The organism is Chryseobacterium sp. 22458, assembly GCF_052044975.1.
Lineage (GTDB): Bacteria > Bacteroidota > Bacteroidia > Flavobacteriales > Weeksellaceae > Chryseobacterium.
The window spans coordinates 782,319-803,597 of sequence record NZ_JBQEOA010000001.1; the positions used below are offsets into that span (position 1 = coordinate 782,319).

At 34.0% G+C, this 21,279-nt stretch carries 25 protein-coding genes and 2 pseudogenes; 23 read left to right on the top strand and 4 right to left on the bottom strand.

Going from position 1 to position 21,279, the window contains the following annotated elements; translation table 11 throughout:
• Positions 1-10 precede the first annotated feature (10 nt).
• The 17 genes and pseudogenes from ACTJJF_RS03315 to ACTJJF_RS03395 form a co-directional block, all read left to right on the top strand.
• Positions 11-1,042, top strand: a complete 1,032-nt coding sequence (locus ACTJJF_RS03315; protein WP_440698690.1) for an RHS repeat domain-containing protein — start codon at positions 11-13, stop codon at positions 1,040-1,042.
• Complete coding sequence (locus ACTJJF_RS03320) at positions 1,032-1,544, top strand: hypothetical protein (protein WP_440698691.1); 513 nt, start codon at positions 1,032-1,034, stop codon at positions 1,542-1,544. The genes ACTJJF_RS03315 and ACTJJF_RS03320 overlap by 11 nt, the downstream gene beginning before the upstream one ends.
• A 77-nt stretch (positions 1,545-1,621) precedes the next feature.
• Complete coding sequence (locus ACTJJF_RS03325) at positions 1,622-2,620, top strand: RHS repeat-associated core domain-containing protein (RefSeq protein ID WP_440698692.1); 999 nt, start codon at positions 1,622-1,624, stop codon at positions 2,618-2,620.
• Positions 2,621-2,634: 14 nt separating this feature from the next.
• Positions 2,635-3,180: a hypothetical protein gene (locus ACTJJF_RS03330; RefSeq protein WP_440698693.1), complete on the top strand. Its 546-nt coding sequence runs from the start codon at positions 2,635-2,637 to the stop codon at positions 3,178-3,180.
• Positions 3,181-3,327: 147 nt separating this feature from the next.
• Positions 3,328-3,852: a hypothetical protein gene (locus ACTJJF_RS03335; RefSeq protein WP_440698694.1), complete on the top strand. Its 525-nt coding sequence runs from the start codon at positions 3,328-3,330 to the stop codon at positions 3,850-3,852.
• Between the two features lie 199 nt (positions 3,853-4,051).
• Complete coding sequence (locus tag ACTJJF_RS03340) at positions 4,052-5,026, top strand: RHS repeat-associated core domain-containing protein (protein ID WP_440698695.1); 975 nt, start codon at positions 4,052-4,054, stop codon at positions 5,024-5,026.
• Positions 5,027-5,043: 17 nt separating this feature from the next.
• Positions 5,044-5,502: a hypothetical protein gene (locus ACTJJF_RS03345; protein WP_440698696.1), complete on the top strand. Its 459-nt coding sequence runs from the start codon at positions 5,044-5,046 to the stop codon at positions 5,500-5,502.
• A 259-nt stretch (positions 5,503-5,761) separates the two neighbouring features.
• Positions 5,762-6,676, top strand: a complete 915-nt coding sequence (locus ACTJJF_RS03350; RefSeq protein WP_440698697.1) for an RHS repeat-associated core domain-containing protein — start codon at positions 5,762-5,764, stop codon at positions 6,674-6,676.
• 3 nt (positions 6,677-6,679) lie between these two features.
• A complete protein-coding gene (locus tag ACTJJF_RS03355; RefSeq protein WP_440698698.1) occupies positions 6,680-7,204 on the top strand; it encodes a hypothetical protein in 525 nt (174 codons plus the stop codon).
• Between the two features lie 199 nt (positions 7,205-7,403).
• On the top strand, positions 7,404-8,369 hold the full coding sequence (locus ACTJJF_RS03360; protein ID WP_440698699.1) for an RHS repeat-associated core domain-containing protein: 966 nt from the start codon (positions 7,404-7,406) through the stop codon (positions 8,367-8,369).
• On the top strand, positions 8,369-8,608 hold the full coding sequence (locus tag ACTJJF_RS03365) for a hypothetical protein (RefSeq protein ID WP_241330559.1): 240 nt from the start codon (positions 8,369-8,371) through the stop codon (positions 8,606-8,608). Before ACTJJF_RS03360 ends, ACTJJF_RS03365 begins: the two co-directional genes overlap by 1 nt.
• Before the next feature lie 139 nt (positions 8,609-8,747).
• A complete protein-coding gene (locus tag ACTJJF_RS03370) occupies positions 8,748-8,996 on the top strand; it encodes a hypothetical protein (RefSeq protein ID WP_241315480.1) in 249 nt (82 codons plus the stop codon).
• 62 nt (positions 8,997-9,058) lie between these two features.
• Positions 9,059-9,247, top strand: a pseudogene (locus ACTJJF_RS03375) (RHS repeat-associated core domain-containing protein); the annotation flags it as partial.
• Positions 9,227-9,814, top strand: a complete 588-nt coding sequence (locus tag ACTJJF_RS03380; RefSeq protein ID WP_440699226.1) for a JAB-like toxin 1 domain-containing protein — start codon at positions 9,227-9,229, stop codon at positions 9,812-9,814. The pseudogene ACTJJF_RS03375 and the gene ACTJJF_RS03380, both read left to right, overlap by 21 nt.
• A gap of 271 nt (positions 9,815-10,085) precedes the next feature.
• Complete coding sequence (locus ACTJJF_RS03385; RefSeq protein WP_440698700.1) at positions 10,086-10,604, top strand: hypothetical protein; 519 nt, start codon at positions 10,086-10,088, stop codon at positions 10,602-10,604.
• Positions 10,605-11,653: 1,049 nt separating this feature from the next.
• Entirely contained in the window at positions 11,654-12,181 is a 528-nt protein-coding gene (locus ACTJJF_RS03390) for a hypothetical protein (protein WP_440698701.1), read from the top strand.
• 163 nt (positions 12,182-12,344) lie between these two features.
• Positions 12,345-12,563 (top strand): annotated as a pseudogene (locus ACTJJF_RS03395) (hypothetical protein); the annotation flags it as partial.
• 199 nt (positions 12,564-12,762) lie between these two features.
• Here the strand turns inward: ACTJJF_RS03395 and ACTJJF_RS03400 are convergent.
• Entirely contained in the window at positions 12,763-13,119 is a 357-nt protein-coding gene (locus tag ACTJJF_RS03400; RefSeq protein ID WP_440698702.1) for a hypothetical protein, read from the bottom strand.
• 207 nt (positions 13,120-13,326) lie between these two features.
• Between ACTJJF_RS03400 and ACTJJF_RS03405 the strand changes: the two genes are divergently transcribed.
• The 6 genes from ACTJJF_RS03405 (at position 13,327) to ychF (ending at position 20,164) form a co-directional block, all read left to right on the top strand.
• Positions 13,327-13,578, top strand: a complete 252-nt coding sequence (locus ACTJJF_RS03405) for a DUF1294 domain-containing protein (RefSeq protein WP_312300642.1) — start codon at positions 13,327-13,329, stop codon at positions 13,576-13,578.
• Positions 13,579-13,678: 100 nt separating this feature from the next.
• Positions 13,679-14,227, top strand: coding sequence for a type 1 glutamine amidotransferase domain-containing protein (locus ACTJJF_RS03410; RefSeq protein ID WP_440698703.1), 549 nt, complete (start codon positions 13,679-13,681; stop codon positions 14,225-14,227).
• A gap of 270 nt (positions 14,228-14,497) precedes the next feature.
• Positions 14,498-16,303 carry a translational GTPase TypA gene (typA, locus tag ACTJJF_RS03415; RefSeq protein WP_312300637.1) on the top strand — a complete coding sequence of 602 codons (1,806 nt, stop codon included), beginning with the start codon at positions 14,498-14,500 and terminating at the stop codon, positions 16,301-16,303.
• A gap of 131 nt (positions 16,304-16,434) precedes the next feature.
• Positions 16,435-18,045 (top strand): glycoside hydrolase family 10 protein, encoded by a 1,611-nt coding sequence (locus ACTJJF_RS03420; protein WP_440698704.1) that lies wholly within the window; start codon positions 16,435-16,437, stop codon positions 18,043-18,045.
• A gap of 276 nt (positions 18,046-18,321) precedes the next feature.
• Positions 18,322-18,873 carry a ferritin gene (locus ACTJJF_RS03425; protein WP_312300632.1) on the top strand — a complete coding sequence of 184 codons (552 nt, stop codon included), beginning with the start codon at positions 18,322-18,324 and terminating at the stop codon, positions 18,871-18,873.
• Positions 18,874-19,072: 199 nt separating this feature from the next.
• Entirely contained in the window at positions 19,073-20,164 is a 1,092-nt protein-coding gene (gene ychF / locus ACTJJF_RS03430) for a redox-regulated ATPase YchF (protein ID WP_312300628.1), read from the top strand.
• Between the two features lie 106 nt (positions 20,165-20,270).
• Here ychF and ACTJJF_RS03435 read toward each other — a convergent pair whose 3' ends face one another.
• From ACTJJF_RS03435 to ACTJJF_RS03445, 3 genes are all read right to left on the bottom strand, one after another.
• Positions 20,271-20,429 carry a bacteriocin gene (locus tag ACTJJF_RS03435; protein WP_440698705.1) on the bottom strand — a complete coding sequence of 53 codons (159 nt, stop codon included), beginning with the start codon at positions 20,427-20,429 and terminating at the stop codon, positions 20,271-20,273.
• A 221-nt stretch (positions 20,430-20,650) separates the two neighbouring features.
• The gene (locus ACTJJF_RS03440; protein WP_312300625.1) at positions 20,651-20,812 is read right to left on the bottom strand and encodes a hypothetical protein; all 162 of its coding nucleotides are present in this window, start codon (positions 20,810-20,812) and stop codon (positions 20,651-20,653) included.
• A 242-nt stretch (positions 20,813-21,054) separates the two neighbouring features.
• Positions 21,055-21,255 (bottom strand): hypothetical protein, encoded by a 201-nt coding sequence (locus ACTJJF_RS03445; RefSeq protein ID WP_440698706.1) that lies wholly within the window; start codon positions 21,253-21,255, stop codon positions 21,055-21,057.
• Between the last annotated feature and the right edge of the window lie 24 nt (positions 21,256-21,279).

The following is a 21,279-nucleotide window of genomic DNA, read 5'->3' on the forward strand; positions in this document are numbered from 1 at the left end:
TGTATTTGCCGTGGCTTTCTTTCTCTTAGAAAACTGTTATATTTACCAGTATCAGGTTCATCTTGGAAATACAAGGATAAGTTTAGCAAGCAACAGCACAGGCGCTCTTGAAATCACAGATGCTAATGATTATTATCCATTTGGGATGAATCACTTGATAACAGGAAATTCATTCTTTGGAAAAGGTATTTATCAAAACTATAAGTACAATGGTAAAGAGCTTCAAGAGACTGGGATGTATGATTATGGAGCAAGGATGTATATGCCGGATATTGGGAGATGGGGAGTTGTGGATCCATTGGCGGAAAAGATGAGAAGATGGTCACCTTATAACTATGCTTTCAATAATCCTATAAGATTTATTGATCCGGATGGTAGAGAACCAAAAGATGATTTCATATTTAATCAGCACGGAAAATTTGTAAGAATTGACAAAAAAAATCAACCAGATAAATTAGTAATTGAAAATTCAAAAACAGGAGCAAGACAAAATTATCGATTTTCTGATTCAGTAAGTGATACAAAAGACATTAGAAGTGGTATTATTAATAAAGTTGTTTTTGTAAACAAAAATCAAATTAAAAGTATGCTAAATCAGCAAGGTGCATTTGATCCGGATAATAAAAATAATTGGTCAAATTTTTATAGAGAAAGTAAAGGAGGACATAAATTTGATTATTCTTATTCTGTAATACCATCCGAATTTTTTTCAGAAGGTGCAAGTTCTAATCCTTTGAAAAAGCCTTCTCCAATGTTATTTATTCCAGAGGGAGATGATACGGCTCAAAATCATATGAATTTTGGTAACTATTTATGGGCAGCTTCTGGTTATACGTTAGGCTTTGATTATTCGACATTGCAAATGGCAGGACACGCCAATAGTTTAATTAATTCAAAAAGTAATGGATATAAATCTCAATGGGATTCAGCTGATGATCAAAAATCTATTATTAAGGGAGCTAATTATTCTAGCAGAAACAGCTTTAGAGCAATATTAGAAAAGGCTATTCAACAACAAAATAAAAATAAAAATGTACCATAAAATTTTAAAAATAATATTTTTTCTAAGTTTTGCAGTTTTCTGTTCTTGTCAGAACTCAAAAAAGCAAGACATAGATTCTATTATATCTAAGTATAATGATTCTGATTTTTCTATTTTTAAAAAATCTTTTATTGCTATTAGGCAAAAAAATAATTCAGAAACAATATATATGTTAGGAGACTCAGAAGGCAATAAGCCTCTTTATTTTATTGAATATGATGAAGTTAAAGGTGAGGTAGTTAAAATAAATAAGTCAATGTTAACAAAAGCAAAAATTACAGATTATTTTAACAATAAAGAAATTGAAAAATTAATATCTCATTTTCGGAAATATGACATTGTTCTATTGTCAGTCGACGAAGATAATAACGTATTTATAAACCCTTTTGAAATTAATTCCCCTGCTTTATTAATTAGATTTGATAAATTGCCAAACACTGAAAGGCTTAAAAAAGGATACTTCTATAAACAATATAAAGAAAATTGGTATTTAAAAGAATGAAATATATAAAACATACTCCCTGCTGGTGCAATCTTCTAGCTTGTATTTCATAAATAAATAAAACTCATCTGGGAAATGTGAGAATTAGTTTCGGAAGAAGCAGCACAGGCGCTCTTGAAATCACAGATGCTAATGATTATTATCCATTTGGGATGAATCACTTAAGAACAGGAAATTCATTCTTTGGAAAAGGTATTTATCAAAACTATAAATACAATGGGAAGGAATTGCAGGAGACAGGAATGTATGATTACGGTGCGAGAATGTATATGCCGGATTTGGGAAGATGGGGAGTTGTGGATCCACTGGCAGAGAAGATGAGAAGATGGTCACCTTATAACTATGCTTTTAATAATCCTATAAGATTTATTGATCCTGATGGAAGGCAGAATGAAGATATTATTAAGATTTTTAATAATGGAAAAATAGAGCGAACTGTAGATAACAATAATTATGATACAATCACTAATGAAGATGGTTCTAAGTCTATACAAGTGGCTCGTACTAATGTAACTGAAGCTAACCCAAGAGGAGATTCTCAAATAAGCGAGTTGAAGAATGAAAAGGTTTCAATTGCAGGAGTTGGACCTGATTTTGGTTATTTCCAAATAAATGATTACAATACAGCTACACAAGTTTTCGAATTTATAGCGGACAATACTTCTGTAGAATTTGGGCAGGATAAATTTGATTTTTCTGATGGATTTTCTACAAATGTAATAAGTACAAATTACAATGAAACTAAGCACGCAAGTGCTGCTGATGTCTTAGCTAATCATAATTTGAGTATGGGGTCTGGTTCAATGCATATAACAAAAGATGGAGTGTATTCTGAAGCCGTTCATTCCCATCCAGGATTTGAATATAATCCTTCTGGATTTAGTGAAGGAAATTGGAACAAAGGAAATCCAACATTTGGAGTAGCATATAAAGATGGTGGTGATAAGGGACGTTCAAAAAGCAATAATGCAATATCTAAGTATGTTTATAATACATGGCTAAAAAATAATGGTGCGAATGGTGGCTATGTAAAATATAATTACAATCAAGCAATATATACAGGAACGAAAAAATAAATTAATCTACATCTATGAAAAAAATACTTTTAATTACTCTTGTTTTCCTTTTTACTTTTAATAAAAGTACTATTAAAAAACAAGATTTACATAATATTATCAAAGGATATATAGAATATATTTCTAAAAAACGAAAAGTTGATAATAGGAATGAAATATTAGCAGTGAGTTTTCACGACCAAACAAAAGAGAAAAGTGAATATTCAATTGATGTAGCTTTTTTCAAACCTGAATTTATGGAAGGTATTCAATATAAAAATGTTTATATGTTTGAAGGATATAAACTTATATTACCCAATAATAAATGCGAAGCTATTGAGAAAATGTTTAAAAAAACTAAATATGAAAATTTCAATCAAAAGAAAACAATAGCTAATTATGATTTTAAAAATTGGCATATTGTTTTAAACAAAAAAAATGAAATAACTTTTTTATCACCAGTTCCGATTTCGGGGTGTATGAAGTCAATTTTAATGAATAGAAAATTAAAATTCTCGGATACATACGAAGATATTACATTTTCTAATCCTTCTGCTGATTGCTCGACGCTTACACATTAATACTTCACTCTGTAAAGTTTATACCTGGTGGTAACCGAAAAAGCTACAATACAAATATTCAAAATGTTTATCAATATACTCCAGGTGTTGGCTACTTCAGATATAACAATAAAGCATCTATATACAGGTAACATAAAAAATAAAAATATGAAAAATTACTTTTTATTAGTTTTTGTAGTGCTATTTATGAGTAGCTGTAAAAATAATCTACATAGTCAGAAAAAAAATAATCTATATCAAAATATTGTTAAGGCATTTATTGACTATAGAAATTCAGAAAAAGAAATCAGTAAAAAAGAAAATATATTAATAATTGGAGCCAATACGAGTGAAAATGATAAAAATTCCTATTGGTTAGATATATGGTTTGTTAATCCAAAATTATTACAGGATTTTGAATATAGTAAAGTGTATGAAATTGAAGGATATAAATTGATTATAAATGAGTCGCTGAATAAATCAGATATATTAAAACATTCATTTAAAGAAACAAAATATGAAAATTTTAATCTTGCAACTGAATTAATAAATTATGATTCTAAAAACTGGTATATTGTGTTGAATTCAAAAAATGAAGTTATCCGTATATCTCCACAACAAAAATCAAAAGAGATAAAAGAAATACTTTTAAAAAAAGGAATAAAATTTAGCCAGGAGCTTGATGATAATTAACTTGATCTCGCAGATTTGTAATCCGTGAGCAATAAAAAAGAACCAAAGCTGTGGCACGAATTCTTTCGTGTGGCAGTATTTTAACAATTAGTTATATTTACCAGTACGGAGATCATCTTGGCAATGCCATAGTAAGTTTGCAAAAAACAGCGAAGGTGCTCTTGAAATCACAGATACTAATGATTATTATCCATTTGGGATGAATCACTTGAGAACCGGAAATTCATTTTTCGGGAAGGGTATTTATCAAAACTATAAATACAATGGGAAGGAGCTTCAGGAGACAGGTATGTATGATTACGGTGCGAGAATGTATATGCCGGATTTGGGAAGATGGGGAGTTGTGGATCCATTAGCAGAAATCTATAGAAGATACTCACCATATAATTATACTGTAAATAATCCCATTAATTTTACAGATCCTGATGGAAGATGGGTTAGAGGTGCTGGATTTTGGAACAATCTCACAAAATCAGATGCTAGAATTCATGCAGAACAGTGGGCAAATAAATTAGGTTCAGGTTCTTATGGTATAGCTATTAATAAAGGAAGTAATGGCACATGGAATGTAAGTTCTCACACTAGTAATTTAAGTATTACTGATACTTTTAATTCGAAAGGATATGTTAGTACATTTTATGTGGGAAGTGCAGAAGGAGGAGGGATAGGTGTTCCACCCTCATCTATTGATCTATGGGGAGCTACCATTAGCTCAGTTCCCGAATCCCGAGGGAAAACTAATATTCAGATGATGGTTGCTGAAAACCCGTTGATTCAAGGGGCTGCATTAGATCTTTTGACTGCTGGGACAGGAAAAGTCATAAGAGCATTAATGCAAACTGAGAGTGAGATTGTAAGAGTAGGTCATACCACTCCATGGGCAGAAATGACAAGGGCTGAGCGCAGAGCATTTCAACATAGTTATACAAGACATGCTTCTGAGTTTGACCTTCCCAACTGGTCACAATCCCAAGCTGATATTTTACAAGAACTATTTAATAATAGTGTAACAAATGTTCGAAGTGCTGGTGCAAAAAGATTTTTTAATTCAAAAGAATTAGTCAATGGAGTTAAAACTACAGTTAATAGAACAGAACCTATTATTAATGGTCAAAAATATTTTTACTATGAAACCCTTCAAGGTAAGTTTATTAGTGCCGGAAAAATGCCTTAAATATTAAAATTTTAATTATGCCACAATATATAGATTCATATTATCTTGTTGATACTAGAAAATTAGAAATTGTTTATGATTTTTTTTCAAAGTATTTTCCATTAGGAGTAGAGGATTTAGCTATAGATTATCCATTTCCTGAATTTTCTGATTCACCAGAAAAAATTTTTCATTCAATAAGAGAACTATTAATGCATTTAGAAGATAATATAGATTATGAGTATACAATCTATTTTGATAATATGGATAAATCAGCAACAATTAAGCAAATAACGTTACAATATACTGATGACGGGAAAATAATTTTTGGAGTGTCTATTATTGGAAATGATCCAGCATTAATTCAACAAATTGAAACAATAAAGGATATTAAAAATTATTTAAATTCGAAGAACGCTTGTGCTACGGTTGAAGAACTTCCTCCTATAAATTCAAATGAATTTGTTGAATTTTGTAATGAAAGATATAGAATATAGTCTACTACTCAAATTCTATAACAAAAGCAATAAAAGATGTTAAAATTTTAAGAAGCTAATTTGTAGATATTCCCCCCCCGCTGGTGCGAGCTTCTCGCTCGGGTCCATAAATAAAGTAAGGCCACTGTATTTGCCGTGGCTTTCTTTCTCTTAGAAAACTGTTATATTTACCAGTATAAGTTTCATCTTGGAAATACAAGGATACAACAGCACAGGCGCTCTTTAAATCACAGATGCTAATGATTATTATCCATTTGGGATGAATCACTTGAGAACCGGGAATTCATTTTTCGGGAAGGGTATTTATCAAAACTATAAGTACAACGGCAAAGAACTCCAAGAGACGGGAATGTATGATTATGGTGCAAGATTTTATATGCCTGACTTAGGAAGGTGGGGTGTGATAGATCCGTTGAGTGAGAAGATGAGAAGATGGTCTCCTTATAACTATGCTTTCAATAATCCTATAAGATTTATTGATCCTGATGGAAGGCAGGCAGAAGATAAGATTAAGATATTTAACAATGGTAATATAGAAAGAACAAAAGACAGTAATCCCTATGATACTATTACAAACGAAGATGAGTCTAAGTCTATTCAAATAACCCGTACAAATGTATCGGAATCAAATCCTACGGGAGATTCACAAATAGGAGAAGCTAAAACAGTTTCTTATAATACTCCTGGCCACGAGGGAATTTCGGGAGGAACTGAATTTACTTATATGCAAATTCAAAATTACGACGTTGCAACACAAGTTTTTGAATTTGCGGCAAATAATACATCCGTGGAATTTGGACAAGATACATTTAATTTTTTAGATGGTTTTTCTACAAATATTGTAGGTACTAATCATTCTACAAATGAAAGTGCTAGCGCTGCAAATGTTCTTGAAAATAATAACTTAGGAGGTTCAGGATTCCATATTACAAAAGATGCAATTCGACAGGAAAGAGTTCACTCTCATCCTCCAGGTTCTGAATGGGGACCTTCAGGCTTTAATGCATATCGTGATAAAAAAACTGGTGGTATATTAACTGAGGCAGGATTACCTAGTGGTGACCGAAAAAGCTACAATCCAAATATTCAAAGTGTTTATCAATATACTCCAGGTGTCGGCTACTTCAGATATAACAATAAAACATCTACATATACAGGTAACATAAAAAAATAAAATATGAAAAATTACTTTTTATTAGTTTTTGCAGTGCTATTTATGAGTAGCTGTAAAAATAATCTACATAGTCAGAAAAAAAATACTCTATATCAAAATATTGTTAAGGCATTTATTGACTATAGAAATTCAGAAACAGAAATCAGTAAAAAAGAAAATATATTAATAATTGGAGCCAATACGAGTGAAAATGATAAAAATTCCTATTGGTTAGATATATGGTTTGTTAATCCAAAATTATTACAGGACTTTGAATATAGTAAAGTGTATGAAATTGAAGGATATAAATTGATTATAAATGAGTCGCTGAATAAATCAGATCTATTAAAACATTCATTTAAACAAACAAAATATGAAAATTTTAATCTTGCAACTGAATTAATAGATTATGATTCTAAAAACTGGTATATTGTGTTAAATTCAAAAAATGAAGTTATCCGTATATCTCCACAACAAAAATCAAAAGAGATAAAAGAAATACTTTTAAAAAAAGGAATAAAATTTAGCCAGGAGCTTGATGATAATTAACTTGATCTCGCAGATTTGTAATCCGTGAGCAATAAAAAAGAACCAAAGCTGTGGCACGAATTCTTTCGTGTGGCAGTATTTTAACAATTAGTTATATTTACCAGTACGGAGATCATCTTGGCAATGCCATAGTAAGTTTGCAAAAAACAGCGAAGGTGCTCTTGAAATCACAGATACTAATGATTATTATCCATTTGGGATGAATCACTTGAGAACCGGAAATTCATTCTTTGGAAAAGGTATTTATCAAAACTACAAGTACAATGGTAAGGAATTGCAGGAGACAGGTATGTATGATTATGGAGCAAGATTTTATATGCCTGATCTTGGAAGATGGGGTGTGGTGGATCCTTTAGCTCAGCAAATGAGAAGCTGGTCGCCCTATAATTACGTTTTTAATAATCCAATTCGCTTTATCGATCCTGATGGTAGAGCACCTTCTGGAGGACCTGGAGATGGAACAGACGGAAAAACGTATAATATACAAGAAGTTGTAATTACTGTAAGACGAAAAACGAGTAATTTTTTTACTAGGCTCTTGAACGGAATTAAAAGAGGTTTTACAAATCAGTACACTTCTAAAACAAATGCAGATAAATATGGAGGATTAAATTCTTACCGCCGTTGGCAAGGAAGCCCATTTTATAATCAGGGAGAAACAAAAATGGATAGGATTTTTAGGCTGATGGGAAATAGTAAACGGGAAGAAATGCTAGACTTTGGTGGAGGTGGCTATAATATGTTTGGAGGTTATGGCAGAGCAACTAAAGCCGTAAATGTTGTAGAGAACGCAGCAGAAGTAGAGACAAATATTCCTACAATCCTAGGGTACAATATTGAAGCAATAGGGGAGGATTTTGCTATTTTTTCATTTGAAGGAAATGGTGAAGCACCGGATATGACTATATACACAAATTTAGAACCACAAGGCACCCATGTAAATGCAAAAGTCGATATAATCCCAACGAAGGTATTATCTGGAGAAATCACGTTAGAAGAAGCATATTCCAGATATGCCGGTAAAATTGGAATAAAAGATTATAGGAATAGCATCGAAGCCTGGGCTAAAAATAAAGGATTTAAATCAATTAGTTATTATGGGCAAAGAGCGACAGGTAAGGTAACAGGAAGAGTTCAAAATTCAAAAAAATTCGAAATTAAATAATGAAACATTTAGAAATTATAGAAGAAATCAAAAAAGATAAAAATCTAACTTTAGAAAGTATAGTTACAATTTTTAATAAAAAAAGAATACCGAAGAATGCATCATTCCATTTAATTAAAATTAATTTTAATTATGAAGATGGCGATATAATAAAATATTTAGACCTTATTTATGGGGATGAGTTAACAAATCCCTTTAACAAAGATTTTATTGATAAATTAAACTCTCCTGATCCTTAAGCTTAATATATCTCCCAACTGGTCACAATCCCAAGCTGATATTTTACAAGAACTATTTAATAATAGTGTAACAAACATTAGTTGAAGGTGTTATAAAAGGTGCGAATGTAAAAAAAGTTAAATTAGAAAGATAAAAAATATGAACTTTCCCATTTTAAAAGAATATGAGTTTGCTATTGTAATGGCGAACAGAGAGACAGGTATTATTTTGGATCTAAATTTTAATATTTATCAAAATGATGCAAAAAATCAAGAAATATACTATATCTGTGAAAGTATCCAAAAAGCTAGAGAATTTTTTAATACAGTCTCTTTAACTCATAAGACAGTAGAATTTATAATTTATAACTCAAAACAGGAAGTAGTAGAGTTTATAGAATCGAAATAACTCTGTTGCACTATTGCATCGTGTGGTAGATAATAAGTAACCTCGTATTTTATGAGATTACTTATAATTATAAGTACAATGGCAAGGAGCTGCAAGAAACAGGGATGTATGATTATGGAGCGAGGATGTATATGCAGGATTTAGGAAGATGGGGAGTGGTAGATCCGTTGGCGGAGAAAATGACAAGACATAGTCCTTATAATTATGCGTTTAATAATCCTTTGAGATTTATTGATCCGGATGGAAGAGAGCCTAAAGATGATTATAAACTTCGTAAAAATGGTCGATTAGAATTAATGAGAAGGACTCAAGATAGTTTTGATAGATATTATAATGAAGATGGTAGTAAATCCATTAAAGTGAACAAAGAATTTACACAAAATTTTAAACAAACTACAGAATGGAGATCATATGGACAGGGAGATGTTCCTATAGAAACAAAGGTAACACTTGAGAATCCTAATATTTCTTCTAAACAAATTAAAAATTATTATTATTTCCTTGCCTCAAATACTAATAAGGAATGGAGTTTTGATAAACTTTCTAAGGATGGAATATTTGGAAATACAACAGTATATTTAATTACATCTCAGCATCGTATAGGTGATGTTACTAATTATGGAATACCAAAGAGTTATGTTGACAAAGGATATAAATGGTTAGAAACTGGCCATAATCATCCATTTGGGGTTCTTATGAAAGAATCGGGGTATTTTGGGGTTAATTGGCCGTCAGGATTTAATCCCCCGCTGGTGCGAGCGTCTCGCTCGTACCATAATAAAAAAACAAGTCCTTACAAAAAAGTAAGGGCTTGTTAAATTTTAAAATCGGAATATTCATAGAGAGTTTTGTATCTATATTTTTTAACATGAAAAATAGATGTAGATTTATGATTGGCACAAGCGTGACGCTTGCGCCAGCGAGGGGGGTAGTTATGGCGCCATGCTTAGTATATTATATTTTGGAATAGATAATTTTTATCCAGGAGGATGGGTTGGAGCTTCTGAAACAGCAGCAAAAACTGAGGCTCACGAGCAACAAACCACAGGACATCCTTTTTTCAGTAATTTAGCATTAAAATTTTAAAAAATGACAAGAATAAAGCGAGCTTATTATTTTGCTTTTTATATAATTTATCTACATGCAAAAAGGTCATCTACTATTTTCTCTTATGAGTTTATTGCTAGTTTGTATTTAATTATTCTTGAAATTTCTTTATTAATATCTTTTACTAATTATTATAATTTAATACTTGATACAAATGCTGGAATAGTTAAAAATGAAATTCTAATAATGATTGTATTATTGTTAGCTTTTATTGATTATTTAATTTTTCATAAGAATGACAAATGGAAATGTATTGTTAAAGAATTTGATAATTTACCTAAGAAGCAAATCAAAATAACTAAATGGAAAGTATATAGTGTTGTAATATTTATTATTTTAAATTTTATTTTTTCATTTTATTTAATATTTGCACAATCAAAAAAAGATCAAACTGGGCCTTATTCACCAGAATTTATTGCAAAAGAAAAAAATGAAGATTCTTTACAGAAAGCTCAGCAAATTGAAAATTTAAAAAAGATATATGGTGAAGATAAAAAATAGTATAATTTTCAGCTAGTATCTCAAGTATAGCAAACAAATTAGAGTATTGGGTTCAATACTCTAATTTTATAATTTTATCTCTGATATTCCTGAGATTTTAATCCTTATAAACCAGATATCCTTCCGCTCAAGCGGTTTTATGGGAGTAGCATCACTAGTGTATTTTGGTTGGATGGCAATTTATGAGGCGAATTTTAATGATGGCAAAGCAGCATTTTAACATGATTAGATTTATAAGATTACTTTTTTATCATATATATTTATACTTTTATAAAGTAGATGATGGAAATAAAGCACTTGCTAAGTTTACAACATGGTTAATTTTCACATTACTTTTTGGAGTAATTATATACTCTATGTATGTGTTTATTAGATTACATAATGATAACGCTGTTGTTCATACATTTTATATGTATTATATTTTAGTATTTATAATTATTGGATTTTTTGTTGGAAGAAATATCTATATAATTGGTTTCGAAAGTCTTGACTCCTTTAGAGACTACAACATAAAATACTATTTTTATTTTTTCCTAATTGTGGGATTTACATTTGCAGTAGCATTTTATTCAATGAACGTTAATCAAAAGAGAATTTTCGAGAAGAAAAAAATAGAAAATCATGGCAAAGCAGGATAATCCAGATCCCCGCATAATTGCATCGTGTGGTGAAGTAATAATAACTGTAAAAAAATAGTGTATTTTCAAAAGTCGAAACAAAATTAAAATAATATTTTGCGAAAAAAAGTTCGTACAATACAGGGCTCCCCCCGCTGGTGCGAGCGTCTCGCTCGTACCATAATAAAAAAACAAGTCCTTACAAAAAAGTAAGGGCTTGTTAAATTTTAAAATCGGAATATTCATAGAGAGTTTTGTATCTATATTTTTTTAACATGAAAAATAGATGTAGATTTATGATTGGCACAAGCGTGACGATTGCGCCAGCGAGGGGGAGGTTATGGGAATGATTACCAGAGTATACAATCTGATAATTCAGCTATCATGCCTGGATTTATAACAGCTCCCTATGGTTCACAAAAATTTTAAATTATGAGTATCACAAAAATTTATTATTACTTTTTTTATAAAATATATAAGTCAGTTCAATATACATCTAAACCATTTGGGGACTTTTTGCTTAAATTTCGAGCTGGTATAATAATGATTGCTTTACAAATATTTGCTTTAGCATCCTTAGGAATTTATTATTCCATAATAACACAAGCAAAGATGGAATTATCCATTTTTATGCCTGTTATATATGTACCATTAATAATAATTATTGCTTTTAATTATTATTCTTTAGATTATCTAGATATATGGAAAGAATATAATAAAGAGTTTGATAACTTACCAAGGAAAAAGAACGTTCTTGGAAGTTGGGTTGTCTTTGGAATAGTTTTAATAATTATTGGAAATTTTATTTTTTCATTTTATTGTTTAGACAGGCAAGCAAGGAAGGATCAGGTTGGTCCATATGCACCGGAAATTGTAGCCAAAGAAAAAAGGGAAGATTCTTTACAAAAAGCTAAACAAATAGAAAACCTTAAAAAAATATATGGTGAAGATAAAAAATAGTATAATTTTCAGCTAGTACTACAAGTATAGCAAACAAATTAGAGTATTGGGTTCAATACTCCCCTCGCTGGCGCAAGCGTCACGCTTGTGTCTAAATAAAGCAAAGCCACTGTAGAATTTGCAGTGGTTTTATTTCAATTTGAAAAACTATATTTATAGGTGAAATCATTTAGGAAGTGTTCATCCAAGTTATTTCAAAAATGATACAGGAATAGAAGTTCTTGAAGAGAATAATTACTATCCATTTGGCTTAAAACATGAAGGATACAATACATTACCGGGTAATCCTAGCTACAACTATAAATACAACGGCAAAGAGTTATAGACAGAATCCGGGATGTATGATTATGGAGCGAGATTTTATATGCCGGAGTTGGGAAGCTGAGTAGTGGTTGATCCGCTGGCGCAAGCGTCACGCTTGTGTCCAAATAAAAACCACTGTAAAATTTGCAGTGGTTTTTATTTCAATTTGAGGAATGTAGATTTATGATACAAGCGAGATTTATCAACAACGCAAAAATGCTACTACACTTAAAGTCAACTTATATCTCACCCATCTGAATAAACATAAAAAGACTGCGTCAATTCAAAAACTCAGTATCCTTAAGTTTCACACAATACTCACTTCCCAGATACAGCGGGTTGCCATGCTTTTCAGACCAGAATCCGTCCAATATATCTTTGCTCAGGCACCGGTATACGGCTACTCCTTTGTATATCTGGTGTTCATCGCCTTCATAATTGAAGTTAAGCACTAAGATCTGATCTTTATAAAATCCGGTTCCGTTTTGAATATGGTCATCAATGATCCATTGAGCAACGATACGGTTATTTTCATCAACAGATAAGATTAATATACCGTCATAGGAAGGCTGGTCAGATTCTACCTGATTACTTCCTTTAATGGAATACGTTCCTGCCAGATCATGTACCGTCATTGATTTGTTTTTTATAGACTGCAAATTTAGAAAATCTTATTCTCATAACCCAAATGTATAGTAACCAAGCATGCTCCCGGGCTTACCGGGCTAATTACATCATGAATAGTACTTCCCGCTTCTTTCATCCCGCCTCCTGCCTTTTACTCATTCTTTCTTTCCCACGAATCTAAATTAAACTCTATTTTTGTCACAAATTAATTATAAATGATTCCTTTTCTTTTGATCGCTAACCTTATTACCTTCGGAGTCTTTGGATTTGATAAGTGGCAGGCCAAAAAACAACAATGGCGGATTTCTGAAAATACCCTTCTGGGACTTTCACTCATAGGAGTAGTGGGCGCTGCTTCCGGAATGATCCTCTTCAATCATAAAGTTTCCAAAAAATCTTTTCTTGTCAAATTTATTATCGTGGTGTTAATTGATCTTGTCCTGCTTTACAGGCTCATAAGACATTAATAACTGTCATTTTTAAATATCTTAACCTTTTTTAGCAATCTGTAACAGGTGGACGGCATTATTTTTTCACTTCATCAGGCAACACCAAAAATATAATATTATGTCAAAAAAGATTGCAATTCTGGCCACTAACGGCTTTGAGGAAAGTGAGCTTCAGTCACCCAAAGAATACCTGGAGCAGCAGGGATGGACGGCCCACATAGTAAGTCCGGAGTCCGGAACCATTAAATCCTGGGCAGAAAAAGACTGGGGAAAAGAATATCCTGTAGACAAGCCCCTGAATGAAGCATTAGCCTCTGATTATGATGCACTCGTACTTCCGGGAGGGGTCATCAACCCGGATCAGTTAAGGACCAATGATCAGGCTTTATCATTTGTGAAAGATTTCTTTATACAGAACAAACCTGTAGCAGCGATCTGTCACGGCCCTCAGCTTTTGATCAATGCAGAGGTTGTCAATGGAAAGAATATGACTTCAGTGAATTCGATCAGCAAAGATCTCATCAATGCCGGAGCCCATTGGGTAGACCGGGAAGTGGTTGTAGATAATGGATTGGTAACAAGCAGGACCCCAAAAGACCTTCCGGCTTTCAATACCAAAATGGTAGAAGAATTCAAAGAAGGAAAACATAGCGGACAGAGCGTCTGAATAAATAATCTGAATAAATAACAGGTAGCCTGGATGTAACGGTCCGGGCTTCTGCTTTTAAAAAATTGATAATGAATACTCTATATTTCTGCGGTAATTTTACCGGGATAAAGGTGAAAAAGGGAAGTGCAGGCGCTTCCTGCTCTATATTTTGAATGGTGTTTTAAACCGGATTGATATAAAATTCTCATTATGAAATTGTTAAATATTGCATAAACTTTTTAATTAATTCATTTAAAATCACTATTTTTGCACCCGTAAAAATCCTATATGCAAAACATTAGAAATATTGCGATTATCGCACACGTTGACCACGGTAAGACCACATTGGTTGACAAGATCATCCACGCTACCAACATTTTCAGAGAAAATCAGGAGAGTGGAGAATTAATTATGGATAACAATGATCTTGAAAGAGAAAGAGGGATCACCATCTTATCCAAGAATATTTCTGTTACTTATAAAGACACAAAAATTAACGTAATTGATACCCCTGGTCACGCCGATTTCGGAGGAGAAGTAGAAAGGGTATTGAAAATGGCTGACGGAGTTATCCTGTTGGTGGATGCGTTCGAAGGACCAATGCCACAAACAAGATTCGTACTTCAGAAAGCTTTGGAATTAGGCCTTAGACCATTAGTGGTAATCAACAAAGTAGATAAACCAAACTGCCGTCCGGACGAAGTTCACGATCAGGTATTTGATTTATTCTTCAACCTTGAAGCGACTGAAGAACAATTGGATTTCCCAACATTCTATGGTTCTTCTAAACAAGGTTGGTTCAACACTTCATTAGAGCAGACTGAAGATATCTTACCATTATTGGATGGTATTTTAGAGCACGTTCCTGCGCCTACTGTTACGGAAGGAAACCTTCAGATGCAGATTACTTCCCTTGATTATTCTTCTTTCTTAGGTAGAATTGCGATCGGGAAAGTAACAAGAGGAGAGCTTAAAGAATCTCAGTGGATCGGTCTTGCTCAGGCAGATGGTAAAGTTGTAAAAGGAAAAGTAAAAGAACTTTACGTTTTCGAAGGATTAGGAAAGAAAAAAGTAACTGAAGTACAGGCAGGAGATATCTGTGCCGTAGTAGGTTTCGATGCATTCCAGATCGGTGATTCATTCGTAGATCTTGAAAATCCTGAGCCATTGGAAAGAACGGCTATCGATGAGCCTACCCTGAACATGACATTCTCTATCAACAACTCACCTTTCTTCGGTAAAGACGGTAAATATGTTACTTCTAACCACCTGAAAGAAAGATTAACAAAAGAATTAGAGAAAAACTTGGCATTAAGAGTTCAGCAGACTGATGATGCCAATACTTTCCTTGTATTCGGTAGAGGTATTCTTCACTTATCTGTTTTGATTGAAACAATGAGAAGAGAAGGATATGAAATGACCATCGGTCAGCCACAGGTTATTCTGAGAGAAATTGACGGAGTAAGCTGTGAGCCTTACGAATCTTTGGTAGTAGACGTTCCTGAAGAGTATGCATCAAGAGTTATCGACCTTGCAACTCAGAGAAAAGGAGACCTTCACATCATGGAAACTAAAGGTGAAATGCAGCACATGGAATTTGAAATTCCTTCAAGAGGTTTGATCGGATTGCGTTCTCAGATGCTGACAGCTACTGCAGGAGAAGCGATCATGGCACACCGTTTTACAGAATATAAGCCTTTCAAAGGAGCTATTCCTGGAAGAAACAACGGGGTATTGATCAGCAAAACTCAGGGGCCTGCTACAGAATATTCAATCAACAAACTACAAGACAGAGGTAAGTTCTTCGTTGATCCGGGTGAGGAGATCTACACAGGGATGATCATCGGTGAGCAGAACAAACCTGGTGACCTTGTGGTAAACATCGTTGAAGCAAAACAGCTGAACAACATGCGTGCTGCAGGGAAAGATAAAGATACCGGTGTAGCACCGAAAATCTTATTCTCTCTTGAAGAATGTATGGAATATATCCAGGCTGATGAAGCCATCGAGGTGACTCCAAACTTCATCCGTATGAGAAAGAAAATTCTTTCAGAAGAAGACAGAAAAAGATTGGAAAGAGCTGCGAAAGCATAATCATTTACCATTAAAATATAGAAAAGCCTCGAATTTTTCGGGGCTTTTTTTCTAGAGATCAGGAAAAATTGTTTATTTTTTCAAAAGAATATTCCAAATATTAAAAAATAATTTAAAGTAGTTTTGCGGCTATGAGAATGAATAAATTAAAACTTATCGTTTTACTAGGAGTCTTTGCATCGTACAGTACTTCATGTTCAGTTCAGAACAATGTGACAAAAACTCCGCCAGCTAAGAATACAACAAAACCTAATACCAACCCTCCCAAACCGAAAGAACCGACATCAGTACCTAAACCTACTGCGGGGAATACGGCAGATGAAACCTTCAGAACCACGCTTCCGGAAATCAAAAGAGAATTCCGTGGTGCCTGGATTGCCAGCGTAGCCAATATCAACTGGCCTTCAAAAAACAATCTTACCGTGGAAGAACAGAAAGCAGAAGCCATCAATATGCTTGATATGTTGAAAGACAACAACTTCAACGCTGCGATTTTCCAGATCAGACCTTCAGCAGATGCCTTGTATACAAGTGATATTGAACCATGGTCTTATTTCCTGACCGGGGAAACGGGAACAGCTCCGTATCCGAATTATGATCCCCTTCAGTTCTGGATTGCAGAAGCTCACAAAAGAGGGCTGGAACTTCACGTATGGCTAAACCCTTACCGTGCCCACCATACCAACGGAGGTACTGTAAACAAGCTTTCCATGGCCAATAAACTTTCCGATATTGTTGTAAGATTAAAGAACGGAATGTACTGGTTTGATCCTGCAAACCCTAAAACACAGGGCCATGTGTCCAACGTGGTAAAGGATATTGTAAAAAGATATGATATTGACGCCATTCACTTCGATGATTATTTCTACCCTTATGCCACCTACAATAAAGGTGCTGATTTCCCTGATAATGCAACCTGGAATGCTTATGTAAACAGTGGGGGAACCTTATCAAGAGCAGACTGGAGAAGAGATAACGTTAATAAATTCGTTGAGCGTATCTACAAAGAAATCCATGCAGAGAAAAATAATGTAAGATTCGGGATCAGTCCTTTCGGAATCTGGAAACCGGGATATCCCGCAGGGATTACTGGATCTTCACAATATGACGAACTTTATGCTGATGCTAAATTATGGCTGAATAAAGGTTGGGTAGATTATTTCTCACCACAGCTGTACTGGCCGATTGACTCTAAAGGACAGGGCTTTGAAGCACTGCTGAACTGGTGGCAGTCTGAAAATACAATGAACCGTCACTTGTGGCCGGGACTTAATACCGTTGAAATCAGAGTGTCAGACCGTCCTACGGAAATTAAAAATCAGATCGATATTTCAAGAAGGGTGCTGAAGAATGATGCCGGAGAAATTCACTGGAGTATTGCAGGGCTTACAAAAAATCCGGGAATGCTTCCTACACTGAAAAATGGGCCTTACAATGAAAAAGCATTGATTCCTAAATCTCCATGGATCAAGACGGTTCCGTTACAGACTCCAACTTTGTTTATTGCAGATAACGGAAGTTTTGCACAGACGAGCTGGAGTACAAAAAATGCAGCAGATGTTTTCCAATGGGTACTTTTCACTCAGTACAACGGAGTATGGCAGACGGAAATTCTGACGCTGGACACGCTATCAAAAGACGTTCCTAAATTCAAAGACGGCAAAAAGCTAAATGCCATAGCGATCAAAGCCATCGACAGGTTAGGAAACGAAAGTGATTATATGGCCAAGAAAATAAAATAAAATAAAAATACTGAATATCATTTTTTTAAATACAGAAGGATTTAACGTCATGTTGAACCCTTTTCTTTGCATATATCCATAAGAAGCTGCCATCTGTTTTTATAAAACGAAGATGTTTTTCAGATGGAATTTATTTTAGAATAACTATAAATTATGAATTTAAAAATATGAAAATCAATAGTATGTGTTGGATGAATACTGAGTTCTGTTTAAAATAATAACTTTATCGGAACCATTTTTGCATGATTAGTTTCATAATCACCAAAATATAACATTATGAATACTAACAGACTTTCCGCTAACGTGGAAAAAGCACTTAGTGATCAGATGAATAAAGAAATTCATGCATCACACGTTTTTCTGTCTTATGGAATTTGGGCCGATGATAAAGGTTATCAGGGAATTGCCAACTTTCTTTACCGTCATGCCCAGGAAGAAAGAAACCACTCGATCAAATTTATGGAATACATTCTAAACAGGGGCGGAAAACCTAAAGTAGAAGCCATTCCGGCTCCTCCGGCTGATCCCGAAAACCTTACTGCCTGTTTTGATGGAGTCTTCAGACATGAGGTAGACAACACCACAGCCATTTATAAGATCGTAGACCTTTCAATGGAAGAGAAAGACTGGGCGACATGGAATTTCCTGCAGTGGTTTGTACAGGAACAGATTGAAGAAGAAACACTGGCCCAAAACCTGATTGATAAATTAAAAATTGCAGGCGGTGACCGTGCTACAGATGAATCATTATTCACTCTGGATATGGCCATGCAACAGGCTCCAAATGATGTTCCGTTGGCTCAGGAAGCTACCGGGGACAACCCATAAAACCGGACGGGTAATATCAAACCGTTTGAAAATCTGTCAGATTACTGTCAGATTTTTTTATTATGAAAATCGCCTAAAAATCACTATCTTTGCACGCTGAAAGTTCATGGTTTTACCATCAGGATAACAAGCTGTAAAAAACTTCAACCTTTAAACCCTGAACTTCAAACCCTAAACCTTAAACTTTGAATTTTACAATATGAAATGTGGAATCGTAGGCCTGCCGAATGTAGGTAAATCAACACTTTTTAACTGTCTGAGTAACGCAAAAGCTCAGTCGGCAAACTATCCTTTCTGTACTATTGAGCCGAACCTTGGAACGGTTTCCGTACCGGATCAGAGATTGTTTGAACTGGAGAAAATCGTAAAGCCCGAGAGAGTTTTACCGGCAGTCGTTGAAATCGTTGATATTGCAGGTCTTGTAAAAGGAGCCAGCAAAGGAGAAGGATTGGGGAACCAGTTCCTTGCCAATATCCGTGAGTGTGAGGCCATCATCCACGTATTAAGATGTTTTGATAACGGAAATATCGTTCACGTTGAAGGTTCGGTAGACCCGTTAAGAGATAAAGAAATTATTGATATTGAACTTCAGCTGAAAGACCTTGAGACAGTAGGAAAAGCAGTTGAGAAAGCTAAAAAGTTTATCAAATCCGGTAAGAAAGAAGATATCCTTACCTATGAAACCCTTCAGAATTTACAGAAATTCCTTGAAGATGGGAAGAATGCAAGAGAATTTGCCGTAGACGACCTTACAAAATCAATCATCAGTGAAGTTCAGCTTTTAACCAATAAACCTGTGCTTTACGTTTGTAACGTAGATGAAAACTCTATTAAAAACGGAAACGACTGGATTGGAAAGATCGAAGAAATGGCTAAGAATGAAGGTGCTGAGATCGTTGTTCTTGCTGCTCAGATAGAAGCTGACATCAACGAGCTTGAAACCTTCGAAGAAAGAGAGATCTTCCTTGAAGAGCTGGGCCTTACAGAACCTGGAGTCAACCGACTGATCAGAAAAGCTTATGACCTTCTGAAACTTCAGACGTACTTTACTGCCGGAGTGAAAGAAGTAAGAGCATGGACGATCGGACAGGGGTGGACCGCTCCACAGGCAGCCGGTGTGATTCACACAGACTTCGAAAAAGGATTCATCCGTGCAGAAGTGATCAAGTATAATGATTACATGACTTACGGTTCGGAAGTAAAGGTAAAAGAAGCCGGAAAACTTTCTGTAGAAGGTAAAGAATATGTAGTTCAGGATGGTGACATCATGCACTTCAGATTCAATGTATAAGAAAAATATTAAAGTTAGTTTATAAAAGAGCGCTTCCATGAATTTGGGAGCGCTCTTTTTATTTTCTATACGAAATCTTGCAGACGGTAAATCGATTAGTGTAGAATTATGCAGGCTCTTCTATAGGATTACATATCGGCTCTGCACAAAGTCGGTCAATCAAAATGCATACATTATTATATAAACATTTCTTTCTTCCACCCATGATCGTTCTTAATTCTTTTTTGTTTAATTTTTTTCCTTTGTTGATGTTTTGGTTTTTCATTGTTTTGGTTTTAATGATTATTTTTTTACTAATATAAATAAAAATATACGAAAAAAAATAATGGAAAATATAAAAATAGTTTTAGTTTTTTTGTATAGGCAATCTTTTGATTAAGATAGGACTTTAAATTATAAAGCGGATAATGATTCCATGGTTGAATATTTAATAAAATGGGTAAAATAAAAGTGCTTTCAAAAGATAGGAAGCACTTTTATTGTAAATTATTCAATTTCAATACTCGGTTGGCATTGTGGTTCTGCACAGCTGAAAGAAATTTTACTGCATACCAGTTCAGGAAGCCAGCACATTTCTTTTCCTCCGGTGATGACTCTTAACTCTTTTTTGATGAGTTTTTTCCCATTGGCTAAATTCTGTTTTTTCATGATATTGAATTTTATGGTTAGGTTTCTCAGTGTAGTCTGCATTCTCCCTGAGAGCAGAGCATGGAAATAATAGTACAGCCATTAGGAAAAGAGGGTTGTTAACAAGGCAGCTCTGTACATAATATTGGCTGTTTACAGTCTAAGAGTATTCCTCCGGTAATAGATCTCAATTATTTTTTATTAAGTTTTTTACCGTTGCTTGGTTTTTGATTTTTCATGGTTTATGATAATAGTTTAATAGTCTAAGATTCTATTGGCCAACTAGGTCTGCATTGTTCCTGGGCACAGTAAGGTGAGGTGATTTTGCAGCTACTACCGCCCTCACATGGAGGATCCGGACAAAACGTAGGAGTAGATTCAATACAATTGAGAAGCCCTCCTGCAATGAATTTCAATTCTTTTTTGTTCAGCTTTTTACCGATTTGTGCAAGTGAATTTTTCATGTTTTTGATTTTTAGTGAGTTAGT

What these genes read in the sequence shown, in the direction of transcription:
- ACTJJF_RS03320 (WP_440698691.1), top strand. Translation starts at nt 1,032, where the DNA reads ATGTACCATAAAATTTTAAAAATAATATTTTTTCTAAGTTTTGCAGTT.
- ACTJJF_RS03330 (WP_440698693.1), top strand. Translation starts at nt 2,635, where the DNA reads ATGAAAAAAATACTTTTAATTACTCTTGTTTTCCTTTTTACTTTTAAT.
- ACTJJF_RS03335 (WP_440698694.1), top strand. Translation starts at nt 3,328, where the DNA reads ATGAAAAATTACTTTTTATTAGTTTTTGTAGTGCTATTTATGAGTAGC.
- ACTJJF_RS03340 (WP_440698695.1), top strand. Translation starts at nt 4,052, where the DNA reads ATGAATCACTTGAGAACCGGAAATTCATTTTTCGGGAAGGGTATTTAT.
- ACTJJF_RS03345 (WP_440698696.1), top strand. Translation starts at nt 5,044, where the DNA reads ATGCCACAATATATAGATTCATATTATCTTGTTGATACTAGAAAATTA.
- ACTJJF_RS03350 (WP_440698697.1), top strand. Translation starts at nt 5,762, where the DNA reads ATGAATCACTTGAGAACCGGGAATTCATTTTTCGGGAAGGGTATTTAT.
- ACTJJF_RS03355 (WP_440698698.1), top strand. Translation starts at nt 6,680, where the DNA reads ATGAAAAATTACTTTTTATTAGTTTTTGCAGTGCTATTTATGAGTAGC.
- ACTJJF_RS03360 (WP_440698699.1), top strand. Translation starts at nt 7,404, where the DNA reads ATGAATCACTTGAGAACCGGAAATTCATTCTTTGGAAAAGGTATTTAT.
- ACTJJF_RS03365 (WP_241330559.1), top strand. Translation starts at nt 8,369, where the DNA reads ATGAAACATTTAGAAATTATAGAAGAAATCAAAAAAGATAAAAATCTA.
- ACTJJF_RS03370 (WP_241315480.1), top strand. Translation starts at nt 8,748, where the DNA reads ATGAACTTTCCCATTTTAAAAGAATATGAGTTTGCTATTGTAATGGCG.
- ACTJJF_RS03385 (WP_440698700.1), top strand. Translation starts at nt 10,086, where the DNA reads ATGACAAGAATAAAGCGAGCTTATTATTTTGCTTTTTATATAATTTAT.
- ACTJJF_RS03390 (WP_440698701.1), top strand. Translation starts at nt 11,654, where the DNA reads ATGAGTATCACAAAAATTTATTATTACTTTTTTTATAAAATATATAAG.
- ACTJJF_RS03400 (WP_440698702.1), bottom strand. Translation starts at nt 13,119, where the DNA reads ATGACGGTACATGATCTGGCAGGAACGTATTCCATTAAAGGAAGTAAT.
- ACTJJF_RS03405 (WP_312300642.1), top strand. Translation starts at nt 13,327, where the DNA reads ATGATTCCTTTTCTTTTGATCGCTAACCTTATTACCTTCGGAGTCTTT.
- ACTJJF_RS03410 (WP_440698703.1), top strand. Translation starts at nt 13,679, where the DNA reads ATGTCAAAAAAGATTGCAATTCTGGCCACTAACGGCTTTGAGGAAAGT.
- typA (WP_312300637.1), top strand. Translation starts at nt 14,498, where the DNA reads ATGCAAAACATTAGAAATATTGCGATTATCGCACACGTTGACCACGGT.
- ACTJJF_RS03420 (WP_440698704.1), top strand. Translation starts at nt 16,435, where the DNA reads ATGAGAATGAATAAATTAAAACTTATCGTTTTACTAGGAGTCTTTGCA.
- ACTJJF_RS03425 (WP_312300632.1), top strand. Translation starts at nt 18,322, where the DNA reads ATGAATACTAACAGACTTTCCGCTAACGTGGAAAAAGCACTTAGTGAT.
- ychF (WP_312300628.1), top strand. Translation starts at nt 19,073, where the DNA reads ATGAAATGTGGAATCGTAGGCCTGCCGAATGTAGGTAAATCAACACTT.
- ACTJJF_RS03435 (WP_440698705.1), bottom strand. Translation starts at nt 20,429, where the DNA reads ATGAAAAACCAAAACATCAACAAAGGAAAAAAATTAAACAAAAAAGAA.
- ACTJJF_RS03440 (WP_312300625.1), bottom strand. Translation starts at nt 20,812, where the DNA reads ATGAAAAAACAGAATTTAGCCAATGGGAAAAAACTCATCAAAAAAGAG.
- ACTJJF_RS03445 (WP_440698706.1), bottom strand. Translation starts at nt 21,255, where the DNA reads ATGAAAAATTCACTTGCACAAATCGGTAAAAAGCTGAACAAAAAAGAA.